Here is a 24,113-nt window from a genome sequence, read left to right as displayed (position 1 = left end):
GGGTGTATTACACTGCGTTAGTGCAATACACCTTTGATATTTAGTTAAGCGTAAATGTGCCTTTCATCATGGCGTAATGCCCAGGGAAAGAGCAAAAATACGTGTAATTAGTCCCAGCGGTTAGGCCGCTGGTGTTAAAGGTAACTTGCGTTGATTTACCACCGCCAATAATGTCTGTAGCTGCAAGCACGCGTGTATCGTTAGGCTTTAAGTAGTGGTTGCTAAGCCCTGCTGCGTTGCCATCGGTTATTATAGCTTGCATGTTTTGCTCGCTAGCAAGCACCCAGTTATGACCCATTACATTGGCGGGTAATTTACCCACATGGCTAAGCTTTACGGTTACTTTTTTACAGCTTTTAGGGGCGCTTAATGTTTTAGTTGAAAACTGCATCATATCGTTTGCATCTAGGCTGAGTGTACATTCGTCTGCATATGCCGCATTGGCACTAAGTAGTAGTGCAGTGCTTAGTAAGAGTGTTAATTTTATCATACTGTTTCCTCTGCTGTTAGGTTATTGCGTGCTTGATTGGTTAGCGCAACCAGCGCTTTACGAACCTCTAACGGGCTGTTGCACTGGGTTTTAAAGTTAATAAAGTAATTACGCTTTTGGCTTTGTATATAAAAACCAGTGGGTAATAAGCCGCTCATTATTGGGGTGTTATCAGCTACGCTGTAGTGCTGCATTAATATGAGTGACATAGCATCTTGATGGTCGTCGTTCATATGACTTATCATGCTTTGCTGCTGGTTTTCATCCCAGTTTTTTGCCTCATCCTGCCATTCGTTTTGCTCAAGCCAAAATATTTTGCCAAAGCCACCAATGTAACGCACACGAATTACGTCTAATTGCCATAATTGAAAGTCGTGCGCATTGCGATAGCTAGCAGCTTCGGGGTATAGGGCAATATAGTTATCAAGTAAAGTGTGTGCTTGCTCACTTGGCACAACAGAGCCATCACCTACGAGCGTTACGCGGCCGTGCTCGTTTTGATCGCCACTGTCGGTGGCATCAAACACAGTTAGGCTCATACGAGAGTCGTGCTTTAGATTTTTAGTGTGCTGGGCTATATCGCTAATAAAAAAGTAAATACGGCCTTGTTCGTCGCACATATAGGGGGTTACTGAGCCAAACGGGTAGCCGCGTAAATTATTCGAAATAGTCGACATGACACCCGCATTGGTTTTGTAAACCAAGGTGCGTGCATCGTTTAATGCTTGCTCTCTCATAAAAACTCCTGACGTTGAGAAAAAACCATGGGTGCATCGTTATAAGGATGAGGGTTTACGTGCAGTTTCATGGCGTACATTTGTTGTAAGTTTTGTTCTGTTAATACGGTGTTTATAGGCCCACTTTGCAACACTTTTTTATTGTGCAGTAAAATAGCGTCGGTTGCATAAAGGCTGGCTAAATTTAGATCGTGTATTGCAATAATGGCGCTGTTGCCCTGATCTACAAAGGTTTTAACGCAGCTGAGCAAAGCATGTTGGTGGCGCATATCAAGTGCTGATGTAGGCTCGTCGAGCAGCATTAGTTTTGGCTCGGCCGATTGTGTAAAGGCGTTTAGCTGCGCCAAAGTACGCGCCATATGCACACGTTGTTGCTCCCCGCCCGAAAGCGCACTTACGCGGCGAGTTAAATAATCACTTAAATCCATAATTGCGGCGTATTTATGTACTTTTTCGCTTTGCATTGTTAATGACTCTACATACGGGTAGCGGCCCATTGCAATAAGCTCAAATACTGTAAAATCAAACCCTACGTGGTTAGCTTGCATCATGACTGCGCGCTGTGTTGCAAGGCGTTTTTTAGCGTGAGAGGCCAGCGGCTTAGCATTAAAAAGTACACTGCCTGTAAAGGCGTGCATACCTGCTAAGGTATGCAGCAAGGTAGATTTACCTGCGCCATTTTCACCAAGTAGTGCTACAAGTTGCCCTTGTTTAGCGCTGCCATTAATAGCGTTTAAAACGCTGTGATTATCAAAGCCAACGCTTAGGTTGTTAAACGTGATCATGACCAACCTCGCTTATTTTTCACTATTAAATAAATAAACAATGGCGCACCCAATAGCGCGGTAATAATGCCAATGGGTAGCTCTGATGGCATGATCACAATACGTGCTAGCCAGTCAGAAAGTAGCAATACCACTACGCCAATTAGCATACAAAGCGGCAGCATATTACGTAAATGCGGCCCCACCATTAAGCGGGCAATATGCGGGACTACCAAGCCAACAAACCCTATTAAACCGGTAAGCGCTACAACCGCACCTACCCCTAATGCAACGAGTATAATGACATATAATTTAAGTTTATTAGTGTCTACTCCTAGGTACTGAGCTTGTGACTCGCCAATAAGGAGTAAGTTCATGGGGTTTTTTAACCGCCACAGGCCAATTAGGCTGATAAACAGTAACGGCGCAGCTTGAATAATCGTGCTCCAGCTTGCTCCGCCTAATGAGCCCATGGTCCAATAATTTATTAATCGTAGTGCGCTATCGTCGGCAAAAAAACTCAGTAGCCCAATAACAGCGAATGCTAACGCGTTAATAGCGACTCCTACCAATATAAGTGTGGTGATATTAATTTGCCCCTGCTGCTTGGCAATAAAATATACCAGCGAGGTAACACCAAGTGCCCCTAAAAACGACGCATAAGGTAAATACAACTGAGCGTTAAAATTAAACTGCGCGCTAAGTGCAATAAACGCCACTGCAACCATTGCCGCACCTGCACTAATGCCAATAATAGATGGGTCTGCCAGCGGGTTACGGCAAAGCGCTTGGGTTGCCGCCCCTGTTTGGGCAAGTACCAACCCTACTAATACAGCAAGCACAAAACGCGGCAAACGTATTTGCATTACTACATTTATTTGCAGTGCATCAAACTGATTAAAGTACTCGGGCGCAAGCCAAGCAATAGCTAAACGCCAATCCCATCCTGCAGGGCCGTACCCAATGCTTAGTAGCGCCAAAGCAAAAATACAAACAGAGGCTAATAGCATCCATTTATGAGTTTGGCTAAGTGTTATAGGCACAAAGCGGCTCAATGTTAGGGTGTTCATAAGCGGGTTTTATACTCGTTAAGCTCATTAATTGCTGTGGCAATACGTGGCGACATGCCAAGCGAAAGCAGGCTATCCATAACAAGTAAGTTACAGCTTTGCGCAGCTTTTAATAAGCGTAGGTTCGGTTGCTTACAAAAAGCCTGCTTGCCGCCAATGCTTTGTACAACATGCTTTGGCGCAACTAAAAAGTCAGGCTGATTTACAGCAAGTACTTCGGTATTAATTACTTTAAAGCCTGAATGTGTAGCGCCTATATTAGTAATGCCCGCATAGCTAAATAATAAATTAGGGACGGTTTCTTGCCCTGCGGCAACAAGCCCGCGCTCATTAGCTGAGAGTAAAAATAGCGCATTGTGTGTCTGCGCTTTTGCTTTTTCAGGTAATGAGTTTGTAATGTGCGTAATAAGTGATTGCGCTTCTTGCTTGGCGTTTAAATCGGTACCAAGGCGTTTAATTAGCTCAAGTAGCTCATTAACTGAGGTGGGCTTTTTATAATGAATTAGTTTAACCCCAGTTGCCTCAATTTGTTTAAGTGCTTGGCTTCGCCCTGCGCCTTCAAGCGCTAATAAGGTGGTTGGGCGCATAGAAAGCACGCCTTCTGCCGCTAAATCGCGGTAATAACCCACTTGTGGTAATTGCGTAGCTTGCTGCGGGTACATACTAGATTGATCAACTGCTACAAGGGTACTTTGTTTGCCCAGTGCATAAATTATTTCTGTAAGGGTGCCGCCAGCACTAATAACGCGCTCCTGTGCAAGTGCAGGTTGAGCGACTAAAGCAAACAATATAAATAGGTATTTCATTACAAACTCCGGCTTTTATTTTTCGGCTATTATAACTAGTTAAATCTAAATGAAAATGATTATCATAATTAATTGATCTTAATTTGACTTAGTTGTAACATCCTCGCCATAAATAATAACTATTATCATTTGGAGTTAAAATGAACCCCTCTGCATTTAAATTTACTGCTATAGCAACCTTATTACTCGGATCGGGCACTGCATTTGCCGAAAACATAATTGACGATCATATTGTTGTGAGTGGCTCGCGGTTTGAGCAAAAGCTTAAAGATGTAACAGGCTCAGTAACGGTTATTACCGAGCAAGATATAGAGCGCCAGCTAGCTGTAGATTTACAAACCATGTTTAAATACGATTCAAGCATTGCAACCACAGGCAGTGGCGCAGGCGCACAAACACTTACTGTACGTGGTGTCGGTGGTAACCGTGTTGTATTTATAAAAGATGGCCGACGCACCAACGATGGCTATGCAGGCGGAGGGGGCTATTTAGTTGGCCGCAATTACTTTGATGTAGCAGGCGTAAAACAAGTAGAAGTAGCCAAAGGTGCTGCATCGTCTTTATATGGCTCTGACGCACTCGGTGGCATTGTGGTTATAACCACTAAAGATCCAAGCGATTATCTAAAAGATAACAGCAGCTATGTAAAAATGGCACTGGGGTATCAAGGTCAAAGTAACCAAATTGCTGCCGACATTACCGCTGCAAAAGACTTAGGCGACTTTGCAGTAAGCGCCGTTTATAGCCACCGCGACAGCGAAGAAGTACAAAACTACGACGAAAACTTACCCGGTTATGATGCAAAGTCGGACGCTTTATTAGTTAAATTTGAGCAACAGTTTGATGAAAAACGCACACTTAAATACACCCTTGATTATTTTAATCAAACGACTGAGCAAGTAATAACCCCCGCAGTTCAAGAAACCGAGGAAGACGACACGAGTTGGTCACTGGCGCTCGATTACCATTCAGAGGTAGCTACAGCTGCGTTTGATAAATGGTACGGGCAAGTGTCTTATAGTAGTTACGAGCAACAAAGTGATGCAATTAGTAGCGCAAGCACCTACACCGATTATAACGACTATCGCTTTGAGCAAAATATTTTAGGTTTAAAAGCGGTATTTAATAAAGGGCTTAAAGGAGAAACCACCGATCATGAAGTGGTATATGGAGTTGATATCGACTTATACGACACCACCCGCCCTCGTTTTAAAACACGTATTTTAGCCGATGGCACCGTTGATTTTACCGATCAAAAACAAAAAGCATTTCCCGGAGCTGATACCTCTTTAATTGGCGCTTATGTGCAAGACAGTATTTCGTTTAATAACAGCGGGTGGTCGGTTATTGCAGGTGTGCGATACGATTACTACACCCTTGAAGCTAAAAGTGATGAGTTATACGCCGATGCACAGCTTGATGATATTACCGAATCTGCCTTTTCGCCTAAGCTAGGTGTTATATACCAAGTGGATGATAACTTATCGTTGTACGGGCAATACGTACGAGGCTTTAAAATACCACCACACGACCAAGCCTATCAAAGCCACGGCGTTGAGCCGTTTTATCAAATATTACCAAACGCCGATTTGGACCCTGAAAGCAGTGATTCGTTTGAGCTTGGGCTAAGGTACGCCAGCAGCGATATTAGCGTAAACTTAAGTGCTTTTTATGCAGCATTCGATGATTTTATTGAAACCGCCGTAGTGGGTGTTGAGCCAACGTACATTCCTAATGTAAACAAAACTTTGTATCAATATCAAAATATTAGCGAAACACAAATAAGCGGTGTAGAAGCCGGAATTGCCATGTATGTCGCTGAAAATATACTACTTGAGGCAAATGTGGCCTACGTTGATGGTGAAAATAAAGAAACCGATCAGCCACTTACCAGCATTAGCCCGTTAAATGGCTCAATATTGTTAAGTACAGAGCTGGGTAATATTAACTGGACCGCTGCGTTGCGTTTAGCTAAATCGCAATCGGATGTAGTACTTGATGCAAACGATGATAAAACTACGCAAGGGCATGGCTACGGCGTTGTTGATTTATACGCAAACTACGAATGGCAAGCGTGGCAGCTAAATGTAGGTGTACTTAACTTGCTCGATAAAGAATATGTGCCTTTTGAGTTGATTGCAGGTCAATCGCAAAGTGCTGATTTTAGCCAATACACCCAACCTGGGCGTAACTTTTCAGCAAGGGTAAGCTATCAGTTTTAATTAGGGCTAAACAAATGGCAATAAACGCTGCATGGGTATGCAGCGTTTATTGCCACATATTTACTCAAGTCAAATTACTTAATGGTGAGTATACTCAGGTACACTTCTACATACTTAATGCCAATTAACACTTTATATAAACAGCACTTTTAAAGCTAAAATCGCCGTTATTTATAAATTAATTAATCGCAAAGTCTTGGGTTTCTAAATAGCTGGGGGCGTTTTTAAAACATGCCGTTAGCTTACTCGCAAGTGTTGTATTTATTGCGCTGTCGCACTCTAATTCCCCTTTATACTTCCCCCTAGTAAGCTGTATTAAGCTTAACGATTACTTTGTATTTTATGAATTACCAAGCCTTGTTGCTGCGTTAGTTTTACTAATGAAAATGCATTTTTTGTGTTTTATTTGTCGTTAGCTTTTCAACATATAACGGATTTTAAAAGGTTAGTTTGGTAGTAAAACTGCTTTGGCATTAGCGTATTTACCAAATTTTGTGATTGACGATTTAGGGCTTACAAAAATAACTGTAAAGGGGGTTAACAGTCACTATAGCAAAGGCATAGTAATGATTTACAAGCCATCAAAAGCAGATGGCTGGCTTAATAAACTCTCTGTAAAGTATTTATCAATTTAAGGTAATACAGTGTATTACTTAACTAAGCTGTGGTTAGCTAATATCGGCCACTACGCATCGGTTACGACCATGCTCTTTAGCATGGTATAGCGCCTTATCGGCACATTTATATACTTGGGCAATATCAGTACTATGCTCAGGCCAGGTTGCAATACCTATAGAAATAGTGATTGTTCCTATGGTGTTTATTTCTGTCGATTCTACTGTTTTACGTAAACGCTCTGCTATTTTATAGACACTTTGGCTGTTTTCATTTGGTAGCACAAGAACAAATTCTTCACCGCCGATTCTTGATACTATGTCGTCTCTTCTTGATAGTTTTTTAATTATATTTGTTAGCGAAACTAAAGTTTCGTCGCCTTTATCATGTCCAAAAGTATCGTTAACACGTTTAAAAAAGTCGATATCAATTTCTAATATAGCGAATGGGGTTTGCTTTAGCATAAGCTGGTTAAGTAGGCCGTTTAAGCTTCTTCTGTTGTGCGTATCTGTTAAGGGATCTGTTTGTGAGTCATGGCGTAGCACACCTATTTGTGCTTGTAATAAAGTAACCTCTCTTAACATCGCTAACTTCAGTTTTTGACTTTCAAAATACCACGACTTCACGCTTTTAAGTTTTTCTAAGCTTTTTGGATCATCGAGTGTATTTGCGTTATCGGCTAATCGCTTTAGCGGCCTTGCTATAAAATGTGCAAATAAACCAATAAAAATAAATGTGACTAATGCCATAGGTATTGTTTGTTCAATGACTTCAATAGTTAATGTATCTAGCGAAGAGAGCGTTGATTCTAATGGTCTTTGCGCCACTATTCCCCATTTAGATAAAGTAATGGGTGCGTAGCCTGCGAGCATCGGCTTATTTAAGCTATTAATAACCGTTGAAGTGCCTATTTCGCCATCTATAACAGCGTCAATCACAGCATTGTTAGCAATAACGTTGCCGATTCTGGCAGGTTCTGGGTGATATAAAATGCGCTTATTTGAGCTAACAACATAAAGGTACGAACCACCTTTGTAGTAATGTTGTTCTAAAAGCTCATTTAAAATATTTTTCTCTTTTAAATAAAGAGAGCCCCCAATATAACCTAAATACTTATCTTCAGAATCAAATAGCGGGTGCGAAATAAAAACAATTAAATTATCAGCTGCCGATAAATAAGGCTCACTAATTAATGGGCGTTTTTCTTTTAGTGCTTCTATTGCTCCTGGAGACTGTATTTGTTGGCCTATTAAACTTTCAAAGTGAGGCGACGTCGCTGCAACTACGCCATGTAAATTAATAACAACAGAGTTAAAGCTATCCGTTTGATGATTTAAACGAATGGCTTCATCGTTTAATAATTTGGAGTTACTTGGTGATTGCTCAATAATTTTAGCTGAGTATTCAAGCTGCTGAAGCGCAGACTTTAAAAAGTTATCAGTTGCGGAGGCTAATTTTTGTGCATAGGCTAAATTACTTTTTAGCGTATATGATGTTAACTGCTCTTTTTGAACCTGATAGGTAGAATAAAAACTCCCTACCAATGTGCTCAGTGCTGCAGAGAATGCGAGTAGCAATATAAGAAATCTTAAATTTAAAGCGGGTAGTAATTTATATAGCAAAGCTGCATTCCAAAGCACTCAAATTCAGCGCGTATTATACGAAGTTAGGTATTATACCCGTTTAAGTGTTTTTAATTAAGTTGGTTTGTTCAATTTAGCGACTATGCGTTAGGGTATGGCGTGATAAATAATATATTCCAGCATTGCCATTTTTATCCTTTAATCAGTAAAACTCTAGCCAACTAAGTGAACGCACCGAGGTTGTTTATTAAGCTTTAAGATATAAGTTGTTGATGTCGTATAAAAAGGCAATATAACTAATAGATAAGTCAAAGTGTATGGCCATCAAAAAGTTAATATGAGGTCAGGACTAAAAACATCACACTAAGTATATAAAAAAGGCCAGAAGCAAAAGCTACTGGCCTTTCATTAAAGCCGTCATGTGTTTAGAGACGACGGGATGTTATTTAAACTTATTTACTAACGTTTTTACGACGTCTATTAAACCATACTAATGGAGTAAGTAATAAAGCTATAAAGCCAAAACTACCACCACCGCTAGATTTTGCTTCTGTTACAGGCACTGTTGCTACCGCTTCATTTTTTACCATTACAGTACTTTGTTGAGTCACAGTTGTTACACCATCACTTACGGCAACTTCAAAAACAAGCTCTTCATCTGCAGTAATAGCTGCAGGTGTGAAGCTCAAAGTTGCTGTATCAGTACCAGTGAGCGTAGCATCACTACCGCTAACCTGAGTCCAAGCATAGGTTAGTGTTTGACCATTGCGATCTGACGCTGTTGCTGTAATTGTTCCTGTAGCAGATTCAGTAATTTCCGCTGATGCACTTTCGACTAAAACAAGTGGAGCTGCGTTATCACATGCTAGTGAATCACCCGCTACAAGTTCTGAAAATACAGGAGATAAAACGTTAGACATAGTTAGGTTATCAATCCACCAACCTAAATCACTTACTGCGCCATCTGATGAAATTCTAAAGCGTACCTTTACTAAGTTGCCGTTTAGAGCATCACCAAAGTTGATAGTTTCATAATTACCATACGCGCCACTATCTTGTACGTTATTACCTGTGTATGTTTCACGTTCTTGAAGCTCTTGAGAATCGTTTTCGATTAGAACAGCGTCATAGCCAACATCAAATGTGCCGCCAATTTCAGTAGCATCAACCCAGTCACCACCATTAACACTAACTTCTACAACACCACCATCCCAGTTTTCCTCGATACTATAGAAATGCCAGAATGAAATTTCAAAGTCGCCAGAGTAACCGACTTCGAATGACTTGCTCTCTACTGCTACATCCGATTGGAAGCCATTATTTACAAGGCGCATTGCTTGTGTGCCTAGCCCAAAGCCACCTTGTTCAAAGAATGCAATATTACTACTATTATCCATTACTTGAGTGCCAGCAGCTAAATCACCACCAAACATTACGTTTTCTTTTAAATCTAATAGTGATGAACTTGCTACTTCCATATCATCTGAAACTACAGCTCCAACAGGCGTTTCTGATTTAAAGCCCATATTTACTTCAAACGTAAGTGTTTGATCAAGCGCTTCAACGATATCATCATCCGTTTCAATTTCAGGGAATGTGACTTCAATTTCTAGTGTTTCAGCTGTACCCGCTTCGTTCAAAGTAACTTTAATATCGTTACTTGTTATTGCTTCGTACGGTTGAACTTCACCAAAAGTAAGTAGGCCATCATTTTCAAATGTTACATCATGATCGCTTATAACTGTCAGTTGTGCTGTTGTACCACTAAGTACTTCACTACCACGGTTAGTAATTGTTACGCTAACCGTACTCGTTTCGCCTTTATCTAAAATATTGTCGTTAGTACAAAAACCAAGCTCTGTACCATTGTACATGTTGTTTAAGTCAGCACTTGCAAAAGCATAGCTAGAAAGCTGTGTTTTATCTGATTCAACTACACCAGTAAGGTCTTCACTGAAACGATCTGGCGATACTGCGCCAAGACCCATACCACGTTTAGCAAATGCGCCTACCATTAACTTGTAATCAGCAGGGTCTACTGCATAGGCAGCAGCTAAAATAGCATCACGTGCTTCAGTGTAGGTTGGTGCTATAGGTGTTAATTTGTAACCTGCAACTAAGTAATCTGCCATTCGAGTTTGTGCTTCATTAAAGCCATGCTCGTTAATAAGCGTTACGTAGTTTTCCCATAATACAGTTGCCCAAATTTCGCCGGCAGCATGAGGAGAAGCCACGCTTGTTGGTGAAATACCAATATCAGCACCAGCATTTTCAGTAATATGTCGGAACGATAATGCATTTACATCTGTATCAGTTGAATAAGGAAGACGACGAATACCGAAGTAGAAGTCTTCTACAAATGTGCCGCTACCATATGCTTTTTGGAACTTATCGTTACCTGTGATATTTATATCGCTTTCTTTAGCGATAAACATTAATGAGTGGAAATCGCCCCAGCCTTCGCCCATTGCGCGGCCTTGGAAGTTAATAAGGCCTGATGAATTACCGACTAAGCGGTTACTAATGTAGTGACCCCATTCATGAGCAATAATACCATTATCAAACGTACCATCTTTTAATGTTGCTTTGGTAAACATGTTTACAGTAACAACTTCACGAGCATCAATTAGGTCATACATTGCATGACCATCAGCGTAATTTAAACCCATATTTGGAATAGTTACAGTATCGTCTTCACCGCCCATTGGTGCCGGTTCTGCCGTATCTGGGTCATTATTAACAACGATAGTTGCTATCGCACCTGCATCTTGTGCATTTTTTACTTTAATTGTAAATGAGCATGAGCCACGGTCTACAATTGCAATTTTACCCGCTAGTTCAGCTGCATTTATAGCAGGCTCACAACCATCATTCACGCTTGTTGAATCTACTGTATTTCCATCATCTAAACGAACAACTTCTGCAGCCACATCACTGAATTGGTATTTACCAAAGCCAGATTCTTTTGTTGAAGCTAAAAGGCCTAAAGAGTCATGTGAAGTTACAGTAATACCAAAATCTACACCAACAACGGCATCTTTACTGTTGTACAAGTACATTTGCATACGTGGGCTAGCACCATCAGCTGGCGTAGACATATTTGCGTTATTACGACCTGAGTTATCTTGAGCCTGTGCTTCAATCGGGTCACCTTCTACGCCGCCACGACCAAAGTTAGATACTTGAGCTACATTTGACGTTTCATCAAAACCATGATCATAGAAAAAATCATGTAAAAAGTTATTCATATAAAACAAGTTAACAATAGCCGCTTTACGGTTTGCGTAGCTATTTGCAACTTCATCTACTTTATAAGGGTAGTCAAATGTGAAGTCTGCTGTTGTTTCAGCAGTAAAGTCACCTTCACTAAAGTCTTGAGGTGCAACCACATCTGCGTAAGCAAATACGTTATTACCTGATGTTGTCGTTGCATCATCAGCTAACCATGGGTCCATTGTGCTTAGTTTACTGTAGTAAGATAGAGATACCATTGGCGCGTCTAAAATCTCAGTCTCGTCTACTTGCCCTGGGCCATCTGCAGGAATTACGTCACCGTGCGGGCTTTCCATTGGGTAGCCATCTTGGTTAGCGTAAACACGGTAATTAAAGTCAGCTGCATGAGATTTCAAATCTTTCGCAAAATATACTTTGCTGTTATTCGAATCTACTACATAACTAAAGTAGTCACTTTCTAAAGAGCCAACTTCTGCTACTTCTACTTCAATGTAGTAAGCAGATTTAAGCTCGCCTGCAACTTCAAAAAACACTTCTTTTGCACGTGGTGTACCTAAAACAATCTTAGAGTCATCTAATGATTTAGCCTCATATTTTGCATATCCACCTTCATTACCAATTTTACGAAGTGAGACATCAATATTTGCTAATTCACTAAATGCTTTTTTTATACTTTGCTCAGAGCTTACAAAACCCGTTAATGCAGCAAGTTTATTTTTAGATGACGACGTATCAGCAAAATAACCCGAGCTTGCTACTAGGTTGTACTCTTTATCCATTAACAAGTTGTATTCGCGGTTAAAAACTTCTACACCGTTTACTTGTTGTTTATATTTAGCACTAATAGAACCACGTTTTTGCTCTGATAAATCAACCATAACAGCAGAAGATGCTGTTGCTTTTCGATTACTAATACCTGTTAAAGTTTCAATATAAAAGTCAGCAGCATATTGATTACGGTTATCAGCTGCGATTAAAGCCATGTCAGGCTTACGCTGACCTATTGCTTGCCATAAAAATGTTGCTTTACCCATTTGTGCATCGTAAATAGATTTTTGACCCGATACAGTGGCGCGTTCGGCTAAGGTTCTCTGCTGAACAGCAGCTAAAGAAGTGCCCTGAGTAACTGCATTTGTAGCACTTACATCATAAAATCGAGTTTGTTCAGCGGCCGTTAGCTCACCTGCTGCTAATGTTGATGCTACAACTATGGCAATAGTTGTTAATTTAAATTGAGACATGTATCCACCTGTTTGTATTTATTATATTAAAACACTTAATGTTTTTTAATTGATTATTTTATGTAAACGCATAGTTAAGTTGTTAATATACATACTTGAATGAAGCTGAATAGCTTTAAATTTAGAGAAAAGTAAACAAAGGTAAACGAATGCAAAAAATAATTTTTACAAGTTCAGTGCCAATAATTGCAGCTTTATTACTATCTGCATGTAATAACAGTGAAAAAACAGAGGTTAACAACTCTCAGGCGCTACCTAAAACAGCAGAAATCATTATAAAAGAACCATCTAAGAACCAGAAAACTGACACTATTTTCCCTAAAAAAGAAAGCAGTCAAGGTATTATGAAAAAAGCATCTAAAAGCATAAATTCATCTGGTGATAAGCTTATTTTTAACTCTGAGCAGTTATTTAAAGGCGACGTTATTTATAATCAGAACTTAAAGCAAAAAGGTGTAGTAACAGGTACTCTTACCATTACATTAAATACCGATTCTTTGCCTGATGAGTTAAAAAATAATTATGAGTTAGTTAAGTCGACAGCTCACAATTACACATTACTTGTTGAAAAGGATGTTGATATTGCAGGATTATCTAAAGATCTAAACAATTATAGCTCAGTGAGCAATGTAGAAGTTGCAATTGATTACTCACCTATCGAAACACACTTTTAATCAGCAACAATGCACTTATCACTACCATACTTATTAACATGGTAAAGTACTTTGTCAGCACATTTTTAAACTTGGTCTATTTCGTTACTATGCTCAGACCAAGTTGCAATGCCAATAGGAATTATTATAAATCCAATAGTTTACGTATTTATAGACTCAACGGTTTGACGTAATCACTCTGCTATTTTGCGCGCACTTTGCTGTTCTTATTAGGTAAAAAAATACAAATTCTTCTCTACCTAAACGCGCCACAGTATTGTCTTTTCAAGATGATTTTTAGTTGAATAGGCAGGTTGTTGCATTGCTGATTCTAAAGAGTATCAGTTGTTGATGCTAATTTATTAGCGTAGGCATAGTTACTTTTTAGTGTACGTTTTTAACTGCTCCTTTTGTGCTTGGTAGGTAGAATAAAAGCTACTTACTAAAGTACTAATAAAGGCTGTAATCGTTAAATGAAAAATAAGAAATCGAAGATTAAGGCTATTAATAATTCTTTCGAAAATGAATGCCATCCTAAGTATCAGGCATTCAATACTTGCACCTATAATTGAGCATAAAGCCTGCAATTACACCCTATTAAATATTTATTACCTAATATCAATAAAGGCAGAAAAAATATAACTTTTCACTAAGTTCAAAACTATAATTTTTCTTTAATTTTTACAATACGTTAATGGTTTTTGTAAAGAAAACCTTCTTTTGCAGTTACTTTAAAAAGTAGTTAAGCTGCATACATTTATCTACTTTTTAGCCTTGGAGTGTGTTTTGCTAAATAAGTGTATTGTACCGTCTATCGTTTTTTTATCTGGGTGTTTAATGCCATTACAATCCTCGTTTGCTAAACCCGTGCTTTCTCTTGAACAACAACTTGGGCAAAAGTTAATACTCGACTTTCGCTACTTTTGCCAGCAAGGAGCAAGTAATAAATGCCGAACTCCAATGACCGAGTTACCTAATGAGCTTGCTACCGCTATTGCTAAATACGATATTGGTGGAGTTATTTTATTTTCTGAAAATACTCAATCAATAGAACAAACCATTACGCTTAATAGCCAATTGCAAACAGCTGCAAGTAAATCCAGTAGTAAGCTGCCTCTATTTATATCTATAGATCAAGAAGGCGGACGTGTAGCGCGTTTACCACGCGATGTTGCCACCTCATTTACCGGTAATATGTCGATTGGCGCAACCTACAAAAAACACGGTATAAGCTTTGCGACAAAAACAGCAACTGTTATAGCTAAAGAACTAAGCTCGCTGGGTATCAATGTAAACTACGCGCCTACGGTTGATGTAAACATGAACCCCGATAACCCTGTTATTAACGTACGCTCGTTTGGTGAAAACCCTGCATTAGTGAGTAAATTAGGCGCCGCACAGGTTGCAGGATTTGAGAATAACGGCGTTATTACCTCGTTAAAGCACTTCCCGGGCCACGGCGATACAAACGTAGATAGCCATACAGGTTTGCCTAAAGTAAACCATGCAAAAGAAGTTATTTACGAGCAAGACCTAGCACCCTTTAAACACATTATCGCCAAGCAAAACCCAGGCATGATAATGACGGCGCATATTCAATACCCAGCGCTCGATAGCACAACGTTTATAAGTGTTAATGGCAAAACGATGATAAAACCGGCAACAATGTCGCGCGCAATCATTACTGATATTTTACGTGGTGAGCTTAATTACCAAGGTGTTGTAGTAACAGATGCGCTTGATATGGCTGGTATTAGTAACTTTTTTACACCAACTCAAGCGGTAATAAATACGTTTGCGGCTGGGGCTGACATTGCCCTAATGCCCGTTGAAATTAGAACACCGGATGATTTAGACAAGCTCGATGACCTTATTAAAGAGCTTGTTGCAGCGGTTAAATCAAACCAACTTGATGAGCAAGAAATAGCACAATCAGCGATGCGTATAATTACGCTTAAAAATAAATTTAGGTTAAGCACTAATTTTGACCCTATTACCGTGCTCATAAATGCAAAGCAAACAATCGGCAGTGCAGCACATCGCGAAATAGAAGCGCAGCTTGCTGTAGAGGCAATAACGCAGGTTAAAAATAATAACAGTATTTTGCCACTTAATTTAAAAGCAGGAAGTAATGTTCATATTATTATGCCAGACACGCGTAAATGTATGGCAATGCAGCAAGCGATTGAAGCTATCAGCCAGCAAAAACTTAATTATAGCTGTAGCAGCCTACAAGGGTTTAATCCTGCACAAGCTAAAACACAAATACACGCTGCTGATGTAGTTATAGCCGGCAATGCAACGCCTAATCAAAGTGCGGTCGAAATTGGCGGTATGGATGATTTAAAAGACGATCCTAATTTTGCACTTAATAATGCAGAGCAACCAAAAGCACTTGAGTCATTATTAAATATGGCAAAAGAGGAAAATAAAAGCACTGTTTTTATAAGCCTAAGTGCCCCTTACGACATTGCTAAACTTGGCAATTATGCAAATGCTGTACTTGCATCTTACGCATATAATATTGATGTAGATAAAAACGATATTGTGTCTGGTCCTGCTTTTACCGCACTTGCAAAAGTGTTACTAGGAGAAGCACCGGCTAACGGCGTATTACCTGTCACAATAAAACCGCAAAAGGCGCACTAATATGAAACTCAATTGTGATTTAGGCGAAAGCTTTGGCGCGTGGAATATGGGGCTAGACGATGACGTTATGCCACATATTGATATGGCTAATATTGCGTGTGGGTTCCATGCAGGTGATGCCGACGTAATGACAAACACTCTTGTACTTGCCAAGCAACATAACGTACAAATTGGTGCTCACCCAAGCTACCCAGATAAGCAAGGCTTTGGTCGGCGCTCAATGGTACTTAGCGAAAAAGAGCTTACAAATTGCCTGCATTATCAAATAGCCGCTATTGAGGGCATGGCAAAAGTACAAGGTTTAACACTTAGCTATGTTAAACCGCATGGCGCACTTTATAACGACATGATGGCTGATGATAAAATATTACAAACCGTTATAAATGCAATTGCCAGGTACCCAATAGATTTGAAACTAATGGTTTTAGCGACTAAAAATGCCAATAAGCACATTCAAATAGCTAAAAGCTCAGGAGTTGATTTAGTACTCGAGGCATTTGCCGACAGACAGTACACCGACGACGGGCATTTAGTGTCACGAACACTTGAGGGTAGCGTTCACAACAAAGCTGCATTACTAAAACAAGTAACTCAGCTTTTATCCGATGGCAGCGTGACAACACGAACTGGAAAAAAACTAACGCTCAACGCCCATAGCTTATGCGTACATGGCGACAACGCTGATGGCATAGCGCTTATAAAAGATATAAAAGCCCTTTGTAACTCAGCTAACTAAACTTTTACACAACCTCAAATAGAAGCTGTAAACCCCCTTTACAGCTTTAACTCATAGAGTTAAATAAGAGCTTCATCGCATCCTACTGTTAATTTAATAATCCCTAACATATAACTACTTAGAAAATTAAAAAAAGTAACAACAGGGATAAAAATGAAAAAGCTTTTAACACTTAGCCTCGTTTTAGGTTGTAGCAATTTAGCCTACGCTGAAACAAATACACTACAACTGCAAGATGTGTTTAATTTAGAATATGCCAATCAAATAGATATAACCGAAGACGGTAAAACTGTTTATTTTGTGCGTAACCGCATGGATATAAAAACCGACCGCAAAGTTGGTAATATTTGGTCTGTTGATTACAAAACTAAACAAATGCAGCCATTAACCTCTGGCGTGCATATGGACTATTCGCCAGTACTCTCTCCTGATGGTCAGCGCCTTGCGTTTATATCAACTCGCGATGGTAGCAGCCAAATATATATTAAATGGCTTAAAACAGGTGCTATGGCAAAAATTAGTAATCTGACTAATAGCCCACGTGCGGTTACATGGAGCCCTGATTCTAGTCAATTAATATTTAGTATGTTTGTTCCAAGCGCTAATTCAGCGCCAGTGAGCTTACCAGGCAAACCAAAAGATGCAACGTGGGCAGAGCCCGCTAAATTCATCGATGATGTTTATTATCGTTCAGATGGTGGCGGTTATACGCAAAAAGGTTTTAGCCAATTATTTTCCATAGACGCTAACGGTGGTAATGCCAAACAACTCACTCATGATGAGTTTGATAACGCGGGCTATGTAAGCTTTAGTAACGATGGTAAGTCGCTTTATTTTTCTGCAAATAGGCACACAAACAACCAGCTAAAACCCACAAACAGTGAAATCTATCAACTCGAGTTAGCCACACAAAATATAACTAAAATTACTGACCGAAACGGACCTGACGAGCAGCCTAAAGTATCGCCCGATGGTCGTTACTTAGCGTACACAGGTTACGATGATAAACGCACTAACTACGAAAACGCTCAGCTTTATATTCGTGATTTAAAAACAGGTAACACAACAAGCTTAACGCCAAATTTTGACCGTAGCGTAGGTCAAATAAAATGGAGTGCAAACTCCAAAGGCACATACTTTAGCTATGCAGATAAAGGTCAAACTGCCCTCGCCTATCAACCACGCAGCGGCAAGCGTAAAATAATAACAACTCAAATTGGCAGTGTTGCCTTTGGTCGCCCTTATTCTGGTGGTGACTTTGATGTAAGCGAAGATGGCGAAGTAGCCTTTACCCTTGCCGATACTCAGCGCCCTGCTGATATAGCAACAATTAAACGCGGTAAAGCGCAGCGTTTAACTACCCTTAATGCAGATGCATTGGGCGACAAAGCTTTGGCTAAAGTGGAAGAAATTTGGATTAAATCAAGTCACGATGAGTTACCTATTCAAGGATGGATTGCTTACCCACCAGAATTTGACAGCAGCAAAAAATATCCGCTAATACTAGAAATACATGGCGGTCCAGTAGCTAATTACGGTCCACACTTTAGCGCTGAAATTCAGCTGTTTGCAGCCAAAGGAAATGTCGTTTTATACATGAACCCACGTGGTAGTGATTCATACGGTAAAGAGTTTGCACACACTATTCATCATAATTATCCAAGTAACGATTTTGATGATTTAATGACTGGCGTTGATGCGCTAATAGCGAAAGGCTTTATTGACGAGTCTAAATTGTTTGTAACTGGTGGCTCTGGCGGTGGTGTATTAACAGCTTGGATTGTAGGTCATACCGATCGCTTTGCTGCGGCTGTAGTTGCTAAGCCTGTTATTAATTGGATCAGCTTTGTACTAACTGCCGATTTTTACCCGTTTTTTGCTGATTACTGGTTTCCGGGTAAACCGTGGGATCACATCGAGCATTACATGAAGCGCTCGCCTATTAGTTATGTTGGAAACGTTAAAACTCCTACTATGTTGCTCACTGGCGAATCTGACTACCGTACACCAATATCAGAAACTGAGCAGTTTTATCAGGCATTAAAACTACAAGGCGTTGATACTGCAATGGTGCGCATTCCTAATGCATCGCATGGTATTACAGCTCGCCCATCAAACTTAATGACTAAAGTAGCTTATATTCAATGGTGGTTTGATAAACACACTAAATAAACTCTGGGTAATAAATTTATAGCTCAAATAAAAGCCACTTCAAATAAGTGGCTTTTGTATTTACCGCCTTAGTATTCAAACTGTAAACCCCCTTTACACTTCTGTGACAGTTAAATATCGGACTTAGCTAAAACTTCAGTTAGTAAAATTTCGGTTTATAGGATTTTTTGTAACTTGAGTTGGTAAAAAATCGGTTTGAGTCACTGTTTATAGCCTATCAGTTAGTAAAATTTTGTTTTATAGCACAGAGAAGTTAGTAAAAAATCGGTTTATAAATTCGCTAAGTTTGCCTATTAAAGCAAAAATCAGTCACTTACCTGCCTTTTAAAGTTGTTGTAAACGCTTTTTACAGCAAAATCACCCCAAATATGCCGTTTTATGAAAGGTTAGTTAAACTCTGATCTGTAAATTCACTCAGGTAGTTAAATAGTGATCCAAAATTATTTGGCAAGGGCGTGTTGAACTTTGGTGGGTTAATTTGCAGCAGTATGTTTGGTTTTTAGGCAAGGCGGAGCTTATGTAGTGTGGTTATTCCCCATGAATAGGCGATAACGTAGCATAAATACCAAACATGCGCTGCCCTTTGGGTTCTTTCTAGGGGCGATAAACTCTTTGTTGCTCGGTTTTTACTTAGCCCACTAGGTTACAAACCTCGCGCCGCGATTTAATCGCCCCTAGATTGAACAAATTTCAATCCACAAAGATCAACACGCCCTAGTTAAAGTCTGATCTGTAATTATGCTTCAATGTTCTAATTTTACTTAAAGCAATAAAAAGGGCCTATTGGCCCTTGAGTAACACTATCTAGTTAGGAATTAAAACTGGTTCATGGTGTTATCTTCACCACCGGCTTTTAGCGCGTTATCACCAGAGAAGTATTCTTTGTGTGTATCGCCCATGTTAGACCCTGCTAGGTCTTGGTGCTTAACAGAAGCTTGCTCACGACGAATTTCTTGGCGTTGTACATCACGTACATAAGCCAGCATACCCATATCGCCAAAGTAACCTTCTGATAAAATATCAGTGCTTAGCGCAGCTGTATGGTACGTAGGCAGAGTAATTAAGTGATGGAAAATACCTGCTTCACGTGCGCCATCGCGCTGGAAGTTTTGCACTAGTAAATCGGCTGCTTGCGCAAGTTCTGTTGCATCCATTTCTGGTGCCATAAGGCCTTTATTGTCGCCAAAGCTTGGGTAAGCACTAAGGTCACGGCCTGCTTCTTCCCACTCTTGATATACTTGCTCACGAAACTTAAGCGTCCAGTTAAACGAAGGCGAGTTGTTGTATACCAGTTTTGCATTTGGCACGTGTTCTTTAACACGATTTACCAGTTCTGCAATTTGCTTAACATGAGGTTTTTCTGTTTCAATCCACAGTAAATCAGCGCCCGACTGCAAGCTCGTAATACAATCTAGTACTACGCGGTCTTTTTCAGTGCCTTCGCGGAATTGAAATAAACCGTTATCTAGGCGAGTTGGTTTACATAACTGGCCATTAATTTTCATTGCTGTGTCGCCTTCATTTAAGTCATCAACACCGTTAATTGGCGTCGTTTCTAAAAATGCATTGTATTGGCTTGCTAAGTCACCTGGTGTTTGCGACACAGGTACTTTTTGAGTAAGGCTTGCACCTAATGAGTCTGTACGTGCCACAATAATACCGTTATCAATACCAAGTTCTAAAAAGGCGTAACGTACTGCGTTAATCTTTGCTAAAAAGTCTTCGTGTGGAACGGTAACTTTACCCGCTTGGTGACCACATTGTTTGGCGTCAGATACTTGGTTTTCTATTTGAATGGCACACGCACCGGCTTCAATCATTTTTTTAGCCAGTAAGTAAGTTGCTTCTTCGTTACCAAAACCTGCGTCAATATCAGCAATAATTGGCACAACATGAGTTTCAAAGTTGTCTATTTTATCAATAACAGCTTGAACATCGCCGCCATTCGCTTTTGCTGCATCTAGGTCGTTAAACAAGTGGTCTAGTTCACGTGCATCAGCTTGCTTTAAAAATGTGTAAATTTCTTCAATTAATGCAGGTACTGATGTTTTTTCGTGCATGCTTTGATCTGGCAGCGGACCAAATGCAGAGCGAAGTGCTGCAACCATCCAGCCACTTAAGTATACATAGCTGCGTTTAGTTGTTTTTTGATGGCGCTTAATAGCCATCATCATTTGTTGGGCAGTAAAGCCATGCCAACACCCTAAAGATTGGGTGTACAGGCTTGTGTCGGCGTCATATGCAGCCATATCTTCACGCATAACGTCTGCTGTGTATTGCGCAATTTCAATCCCTGTACGAAAACGGTTTTGTAAACGCATACGGCTTGCGTATTCAGGGTTAATAGCTTTCCATGCGCTGCCTTGTGATTGGCAAAGAGTAGAGAGTGTGTCTGTTTCGCGTTGATATGTTGTCATAATAAAATCCTTCGAACGAGTGTGTAATACCAACCGCATAAATCTTTGATCAATTTAACGAATTAAATTGCACTATAACGTCGTTAAAAATTTTTTATTTAGAATAACTAGATACAAAAATTTTTGCCTAGCTCTAGCGTAATTTTCTTAACGTTAAATAGACCCCATACATAAGCAGATTGGTATAAATTATTTTAATGTTGTGAGAGTGGCTAGGAGTGTGTGCTCCGTTTCGCTTGATTCAACATTAGGCTCCTTTTCTAGATTTAGTAAATTTATAGTTGTTATTTTGGCTATACATTTTGTGAATGGCTAAAAAGCACTCAACATTGCCTTTTTGAGTTATTGTTGCCTTAACGCACAAGCACACAACAACATCGCGACCGTTTAAGGAAGGCAATTATGTCCCACACTCTCACACATTCAGGACTCAGCGTAGACACAGAACTCGCTGATTTTGTTAAAAATCAATTACTACCAGGCACTCACTTAAGTGAGCATCAATTTTGGCAAAGCTTTGCACATATAGTTCAAACACTTACCCCTACAAATAAGGCACTGCTTGAAAAGCGAGAATTGCTTCAACAGCAAATAGATGACTACCATCTTGCTAATAAAACGTGGGATAGCGTTAAGTACCATGCCTTTTTGCAAGATATTGGCTATTTAGTTAAAGAGCCTACCAACTTTGAAATTGAAACCCAAAATGTAGAACCCGAAGTAGCCCTTACAGCAGGTCCTCAGTTGGTTGTGCCTGTCAGTAACGCACGCTTTGCACTTAATGCCGCTAACGCACGTTGGGGTTCGTTATACGACGCTTTATACGGTACAGATGTGTTAAGCGAAGACGATGGAGCCGAAAAAGGCAATACCTACAATCCTGTTCGTGGTTTTAAGGTAATGGCCTACGCTCGTCAGTTTTTAGATAAAGCATTGCCGCTCACTAATGGCTCGCATATAGAAAGCACTAATTATTCAGTAGTAGATGGCGCACTTTTAATTACGTTACGTGATAGCTCTCAAACCACATTAGCTGACCCATCTCAGCTTATTGGCTATCAAGGTGAAGCACAAAACCCAACCGTAGTGTTATTAAAAAACAATGATTTACACATAGAGCTACATATCGATCACCACCACATTATTGGCCAAGCAGATAAAGCAGGCTTAAAAGATGTAGTGTTAGAGGCCGCGCTTACCACCATTATGGATTGTGAAGATTCTGTAGCTGCGGTAGATGCAGAAGATAAAGTACAAGTTTATAAAAATTGGCTTGGTTTGATGCAAGGTAACCTAGTTGAATCGTTTAAAAAAGGCGATAAAACTGTAGAGCGCACTCTGCAAAGTGATAAAACATACACCGCACTCGATGGCGGCACCGTTACTTTAAAAGGCCGTAGCATGATGTTTGTTAGAAACGTTGGCCATTTAATGACGAATCCTGCGATTACCGATGTGTACAATCAACCGGTATTTGAAGGCATTATGGATGCGATGTTTACTGCCACCGCTGCCCTGCACGACCTAAATAAAAAAACAGGTATTAAAAATACCAGCGCGCAAAGTATTAATATAGTAAAACCAAAAATGCATGGCCCTGAAGAGGTAGCGTTTACTAACACTTTATTTAGCTTAGTAGAGGAAGCGCTAAGCTTACCTAAAAACACGCTTAAAATGGGTATTATGGATGAAGAACGCCGTACTTCTGTAAACCTAAAAGCCTGTATTTATGCAGCTAAAGAGCGTGTTGTATTTATAAATACTGGATTTTTAGACAGAACAGGCGATGAAATTCATACCTCTATGCAAGCGGGTGTTGTACTTCCAAAAGCACAGATTAAGCAGCAACCATGGATACAAGCTTATGAGGATCGCAACGTCGATATTGGCCTTGCTTGTGGCTTAAGTCATAAAGCACAAATAGGTAAAGGCATGTGGCCAATGCCAGATAAAATGGCATTAATGATGGAGCAAAAACAAGCTCACCCTAAATCAGGCGCTAATACAGCATGGGTGCCCTCCCCTACAGCCGCTACTCTGCATGCAATGCATTATCACGATATAAACGTATTTACTGAGCAGCAAAGTATAGCTAAACGTACTATTGCGAGCCTTAATGACCTGCTTACACCGCCGCTAATGACAGACCCTAAAACGCTTTCAAAAGAAGATATTCAAAGTGAGCTTGAAAACAACGCACAAGGTATTTTAGGTTACGTTGTACGTTGGATTGATCAAGGCGTTGGCTGCTCAAAAGTACCCGACATTAACCATATCGGGCTAATGGAAGACAGAGCAACACTGCGTATTTCAAGCCAACATATAGCTAATTGGTTGCTAAATGGCGTGTGTTCACAGGCGCAAATAAAATCAACAATGGCTAAAATGGCCAAAGTAGTTGATGGTCAAAACGAGCATGACACTGCGTATACACCCATGGCAATAAACGAAGAAACCCTTAATAACAGCATTGCGTTTCAAGCTGCACTTGCACTGGTTTTGGAGGGTGTAACACAACCTAGTGGTTACACTGAACCACTGCTACATAGCTACCGTATAAAATATAAAGCACAAAAAACGAATACGCTTTAACCGCTTAAGCAAAGTTCAGATTAAGTGCTAAACCAGCTTTTAAGCTGGTTTTTTATCGCCTAAAATTAGAATAACATCACTTTTAAGGCATTTTAAAGGTATATAGATAATACACATGAATATCTAACATTT

The 24,113-nt window shown here is 40.0% G+C and carries 14 protein-coding genes; 6 read left to right on the top strand and 8 right to left on the bottom strand.

Annotated features, from left to right (window positions below; translation table 11 throughout):
* Nucleotides 1–40 precede the first annotated feature (40 nt).
* The 5 genes from azu to CXF64_RS00755 are packed head-to-tail and all read right to left on the bottom strand — an operon-like array spanning nucleotide 41 to nucleotide 3,867.
* Nucleotides 41–490 carry an azurin gene (gene azu / locus CXF64_RS00775; RefSeq protein WP_101216052.1) on the bottom strand — a complete coding sequence of 150 codons (450 nt, stop codon included), beginning with the start codon at nucleotides 488–490 and terminating at the stop codon, nucleotides 41–43.
* Nucleotides 487–1,227, bottom strand: coding sequence for a HugZ family pyridoxamine 5'-phosphate oxidase (locus CXF64_RS00770; RefSeq protein WP_101216051.1), 741 nt, complete (start codon nucleotides 1,225–1,227; stop codon nucleotides 487–489). Before CXF64_RS00770 ends, azu begins: the two co-directional genes overlap by 4 nt.
* A complete protein-coding gene (locus CXF64_RS00765) occupies nucleotides 1,224–2,012 on the bottom strand; it encodes a heme ABC transporter ATP-binding protein (protein ID WP_101216050.1) in 789 nt (262 codons plus the stop codon). The genes CXF64_RS00770 and CXF64_RS00765 overlap by 4 nt, the downstream gene beginning before the upstream one ends.
* Nucleotides 2,009–3,061: a FecCD family ABC transporter permease gene (locus CXF64_RS00760; RefSeq protein WP_007583641.1), complete on the bottom strand. Its 1,053-nt coding sequence runs from the start codon at nucleotides 3,059–3,061 to the stop codon at nucleotides 2,009–2,011. Before CXF64_RS00760 ends, CXF64_RS00765 begins: the two co-directional genes overlap by 4 nt.
* On the bottom strand, nucleotides 3,058–3,867 hold the full coding sequence (locus tag CXF64_RS00755) for a heme/hemin ABC transporter substrate-binding protein (protein ID WP_101216049.1): 810 nt from the start codon (nucleotides 3,865–3,867) through the stop codon (nucleotides 3,058–3,060). Before CXF64_RS00755 ends, CXF64_RS00760 begins: the two co-directional genes overlap by 4 nt.
* A gap of 140 nt (nucleotides 3,868–4,007) precedes the next feature.
* Here CXF64_RS00755 and CXF64_RS00750 point away from each other — a divergent pair, with 140 nt between their 5' ends.
* Nucleotides 4,008–6,089: a TonB-dependent hemoglobin/transferrin/lactoferrin family receptor gene (locus CXF64_RS00750; RefSeq protein ID WP_101216048.1), complete on the top strand. Its 2,082-nt coding sequence runs from the start codon at nucleotides 4,008–4,010 to the stop codon at nucleotides 6,087–6,089.
* Between the two features lie 668 nt (nucleotides 6,090–6,757).
* Here CXF64_RS00750 and CXF64_RS00745 read toward each other — a convergent pair.
* Nucleotides 6,758–8,281 carry a sensor domain-containing diguanylate cyclase gene (locus tag CXF64_RS00745; RefSeq protein WP_101216063.1) on the bottom strand — a complete coding sequence of 508 codons (1,524 nt, stop codon included), beginning with the start codon at nucleotides 8,279–8,281 and terminating at the stop codon, nucleotides 6,758–6,760.
* A gap of 458 nt (nucleotides 8,282–8,739) precedes the next feature.
* The gene (locus CXF64_RS00740; RefSeq protein WP_101216047.1) at nucleotides 8,740–12,762 is read right to left on the bottom strand and encodes a rhombosortase-dependent M36 family metallopeptidase; all 4,023 of its coding nucleotides are present in this window, start codon (nucleotides 12,760–12,762) and stop codon (nucleotides 8,740–8,742) included.
* A 149-nt stretch (nucleotides 12,763–12,911) separates the two neighbouring features.
* Between CXF64_RS00740 and CXF64_RS00735 the strand changes: the two genes are divergently transcribed.
* The 4 genes from CXF64_RS00735 to CXF64_RS00715 all read left to right on the top strand — a co-directional run bounded on the left by CXF64_RS00735 (nucleotide 12,912) and on the right by CXF64_RS00715 (nucleotide 18,972).
* Entirely contained in the window at nucleotides 12,912–13,436 is a 525-nt protein-coding gene (locus CXF64_RS00735; protein ID WP_007583632.1) for a hypothetical protein, read from the top strand.
* Nucleotides 13,437–14,252: 816 nt separating this feature from the next.
* Nucleotides 14,253–16,064, top strand: a complete 1,812-nt coding sequence (locus CXF64_RS00725) for a glycoside hydrolase family 3 protein (RefSeq protein ID WP_101216046.1) — start codon at nucleotides 14,253–14,255, stop codon at nucleotides 16,062–16,064.
* A gap of 1 nt (nucleotide 16,065) precedes the next feature.
* Nucleotides 16,066–16,800 carry a 5-oxoprolinase subunit PxpA gene (locus CXF64_RS00720; protein WP_101216045.1) on the top strand — a complete coding sequence of 245 codons (735 nt, stop codon included), beginning with the start codon at nucleotides 16,066–16,068 and terminating at the stop codon, nucleotides 16,798–16,800.
* A 153-nt stretch (nucleotides 16,801–16,953) separates the two neighbouring features.
* The gene (locus CXF64_RS00715) at nucleotides 16,954–18,972 is read left to right on the top strand and encodes a S9 family peptidase (RefSeq protein ID WP_101216044.1); all 2,019 of its coding nucleotides are present in this window, start codon (nucleotides 16,954–16,956) and stop codon (nucleotides 18,970–18,972) included.
* Between the two features lie 815 nt (nucleotides 18,973–19,787).
* On the opposite strand, the gene CXF64_RS00710 is transcribed toward CXF64_RS00715, so the two are convergent.
* On the bottom strand, nucleotides 19,788–21,389 hold the full coding sequence (locus CXF64_RS00710) for an isocitrate lyase (RefSeq protein WP_024591564.1): 1,602 nt from the start codon (nucleotides 21,387–21,389) through the stop codon (nucleotides 19,788–19,790).
* A gap of 402 nt (nucleotides 21,390–21,791) precedes the next feature.
* On the opposite strand from CXF64_RS00710, the gene CXF64_RS00705 reads away from it, so the two are divergent.
* The gene (locus CXF64_RS00705; protein WP_101216043.1) at nucleotides 21,792–23,981 is read left to right on the top strand and encodes a malate synthase G; all 2,190 of its coding nucleotides are present in this window, start codon (nucleotides 21,792–21,794) and stop codon (nucleotides 23,979–23,981) included.
* Nucleotides 23,982–24,113: the final 132 nt, after the last annotated feature.

Origin of the sequence: Pseudoalteromonas sp. GutCa3, from assembly GCF_002836155.1 — a bacterium.
In the GTDB taxonomy this organism is placed as follows: Bacteria; Pseudomonadota; Gammaproteobacteria; order Enterobacterales; family Alteromonadaceae; genus Pseudoalteromonas; species Pseudoalteromonas arctica.
This window is presented reverse-complemented; position numbering and strand designations above follow the sequence as displayed.

Excerpts from the sequence above, each read along its gene's own strand:
- CXF64_RS00720 (WP_101216045.1), top strand. The coding sequence starts at position 16,066 with ATGAAACTCAATTGTGATTTAGGCGAAAGCTTTGGCGCGTGGAATATG.
- CXF64_RS00705 (WP_101216043.1), top strand. The coding sequence starts at position 21,792 with ATGTCCCACACTCTCACACATTCAGGACTCAGCGTAGACACAGAACTC.
- CXF64_RS00735 (WP_007583632.1), top strand. The coding sequence starts at position 12,912 with ATGCAAAAAATAATTTTTACAAGTTCAGTGCCAATAATTGCAGCTTTA.
- CXF64_RS00725 (WP_101216046.1), top strand. The coding sequence starts at position 14,253 with ATGCCATTACAATCCTCGTTTGCTAAACCCGTGCTTTCTCTTGAACAA.
- CXF64_RS00765 (WP_101216050.1), bottom strand. The coding sequence starts at position 2,012 with ATGATCACGTTTAACAACCTAAGCGTTGGCTTTGATAATCACAGCGTT.
- CXF64_RS00755 (WP_101216049.1), bottom strand. The coding sequence starts at position 3,867 with ATGAAATACCTATTTATATTGTTTGCTTTAGTCGCTCAACCTGCACTT.
- CXF64_RS00770 (WP_101216051.1), bottom strand. The coding sequence starts at position 1,227 with ATGAGAGAGCAAGCATTAAACGATGCACGCACCTTGGTTTACAAAACC.
- CXF64_RS00750 (WP_101216048.1), top strand. The coding sequence starts at position 4,008 with ATGAACCCCTCTGCATTTAAATTTACTGCTATAGCAACCTTATTACTC.
- CXF64_RS00715 (WP_101216044.1), top strand. The coding sequence starts at position 16,954 with ATGAAAAAGCTTTTAACACTTAGCCTCGTTTTAGGTTGTAGCAATTTA.
- CXF64_RS00740 (WP_101216047.1), bottom strand. The coding sequence starts at position 12,762 with ATGTCTCAATTTAAATTAACAACTATTGCCATAGTTGTAGCATCAACA.
- azu (WP_101216052.1), bottom strand. The coding sequence starts at position 490 with ATGATAAAATTAACACTCTTACTAAGCACTGCACTACTACTTAGTGCC.
- CXF64_RS00710 (WP_024591564.1), bottom strand. The coding sequence starts at position 21,389 with ATGACAACATATCAACGCGAAACAGACACACTCTCTACTCTTTGCCAA.
- CXF64_RS00760 (WP_007583641.1), bottom strand. The coding sequence starts at position 3,061 with ATGAACACCCTAACATTGAGCCGCTTTGTGCCTATAACACTTAGCCAA.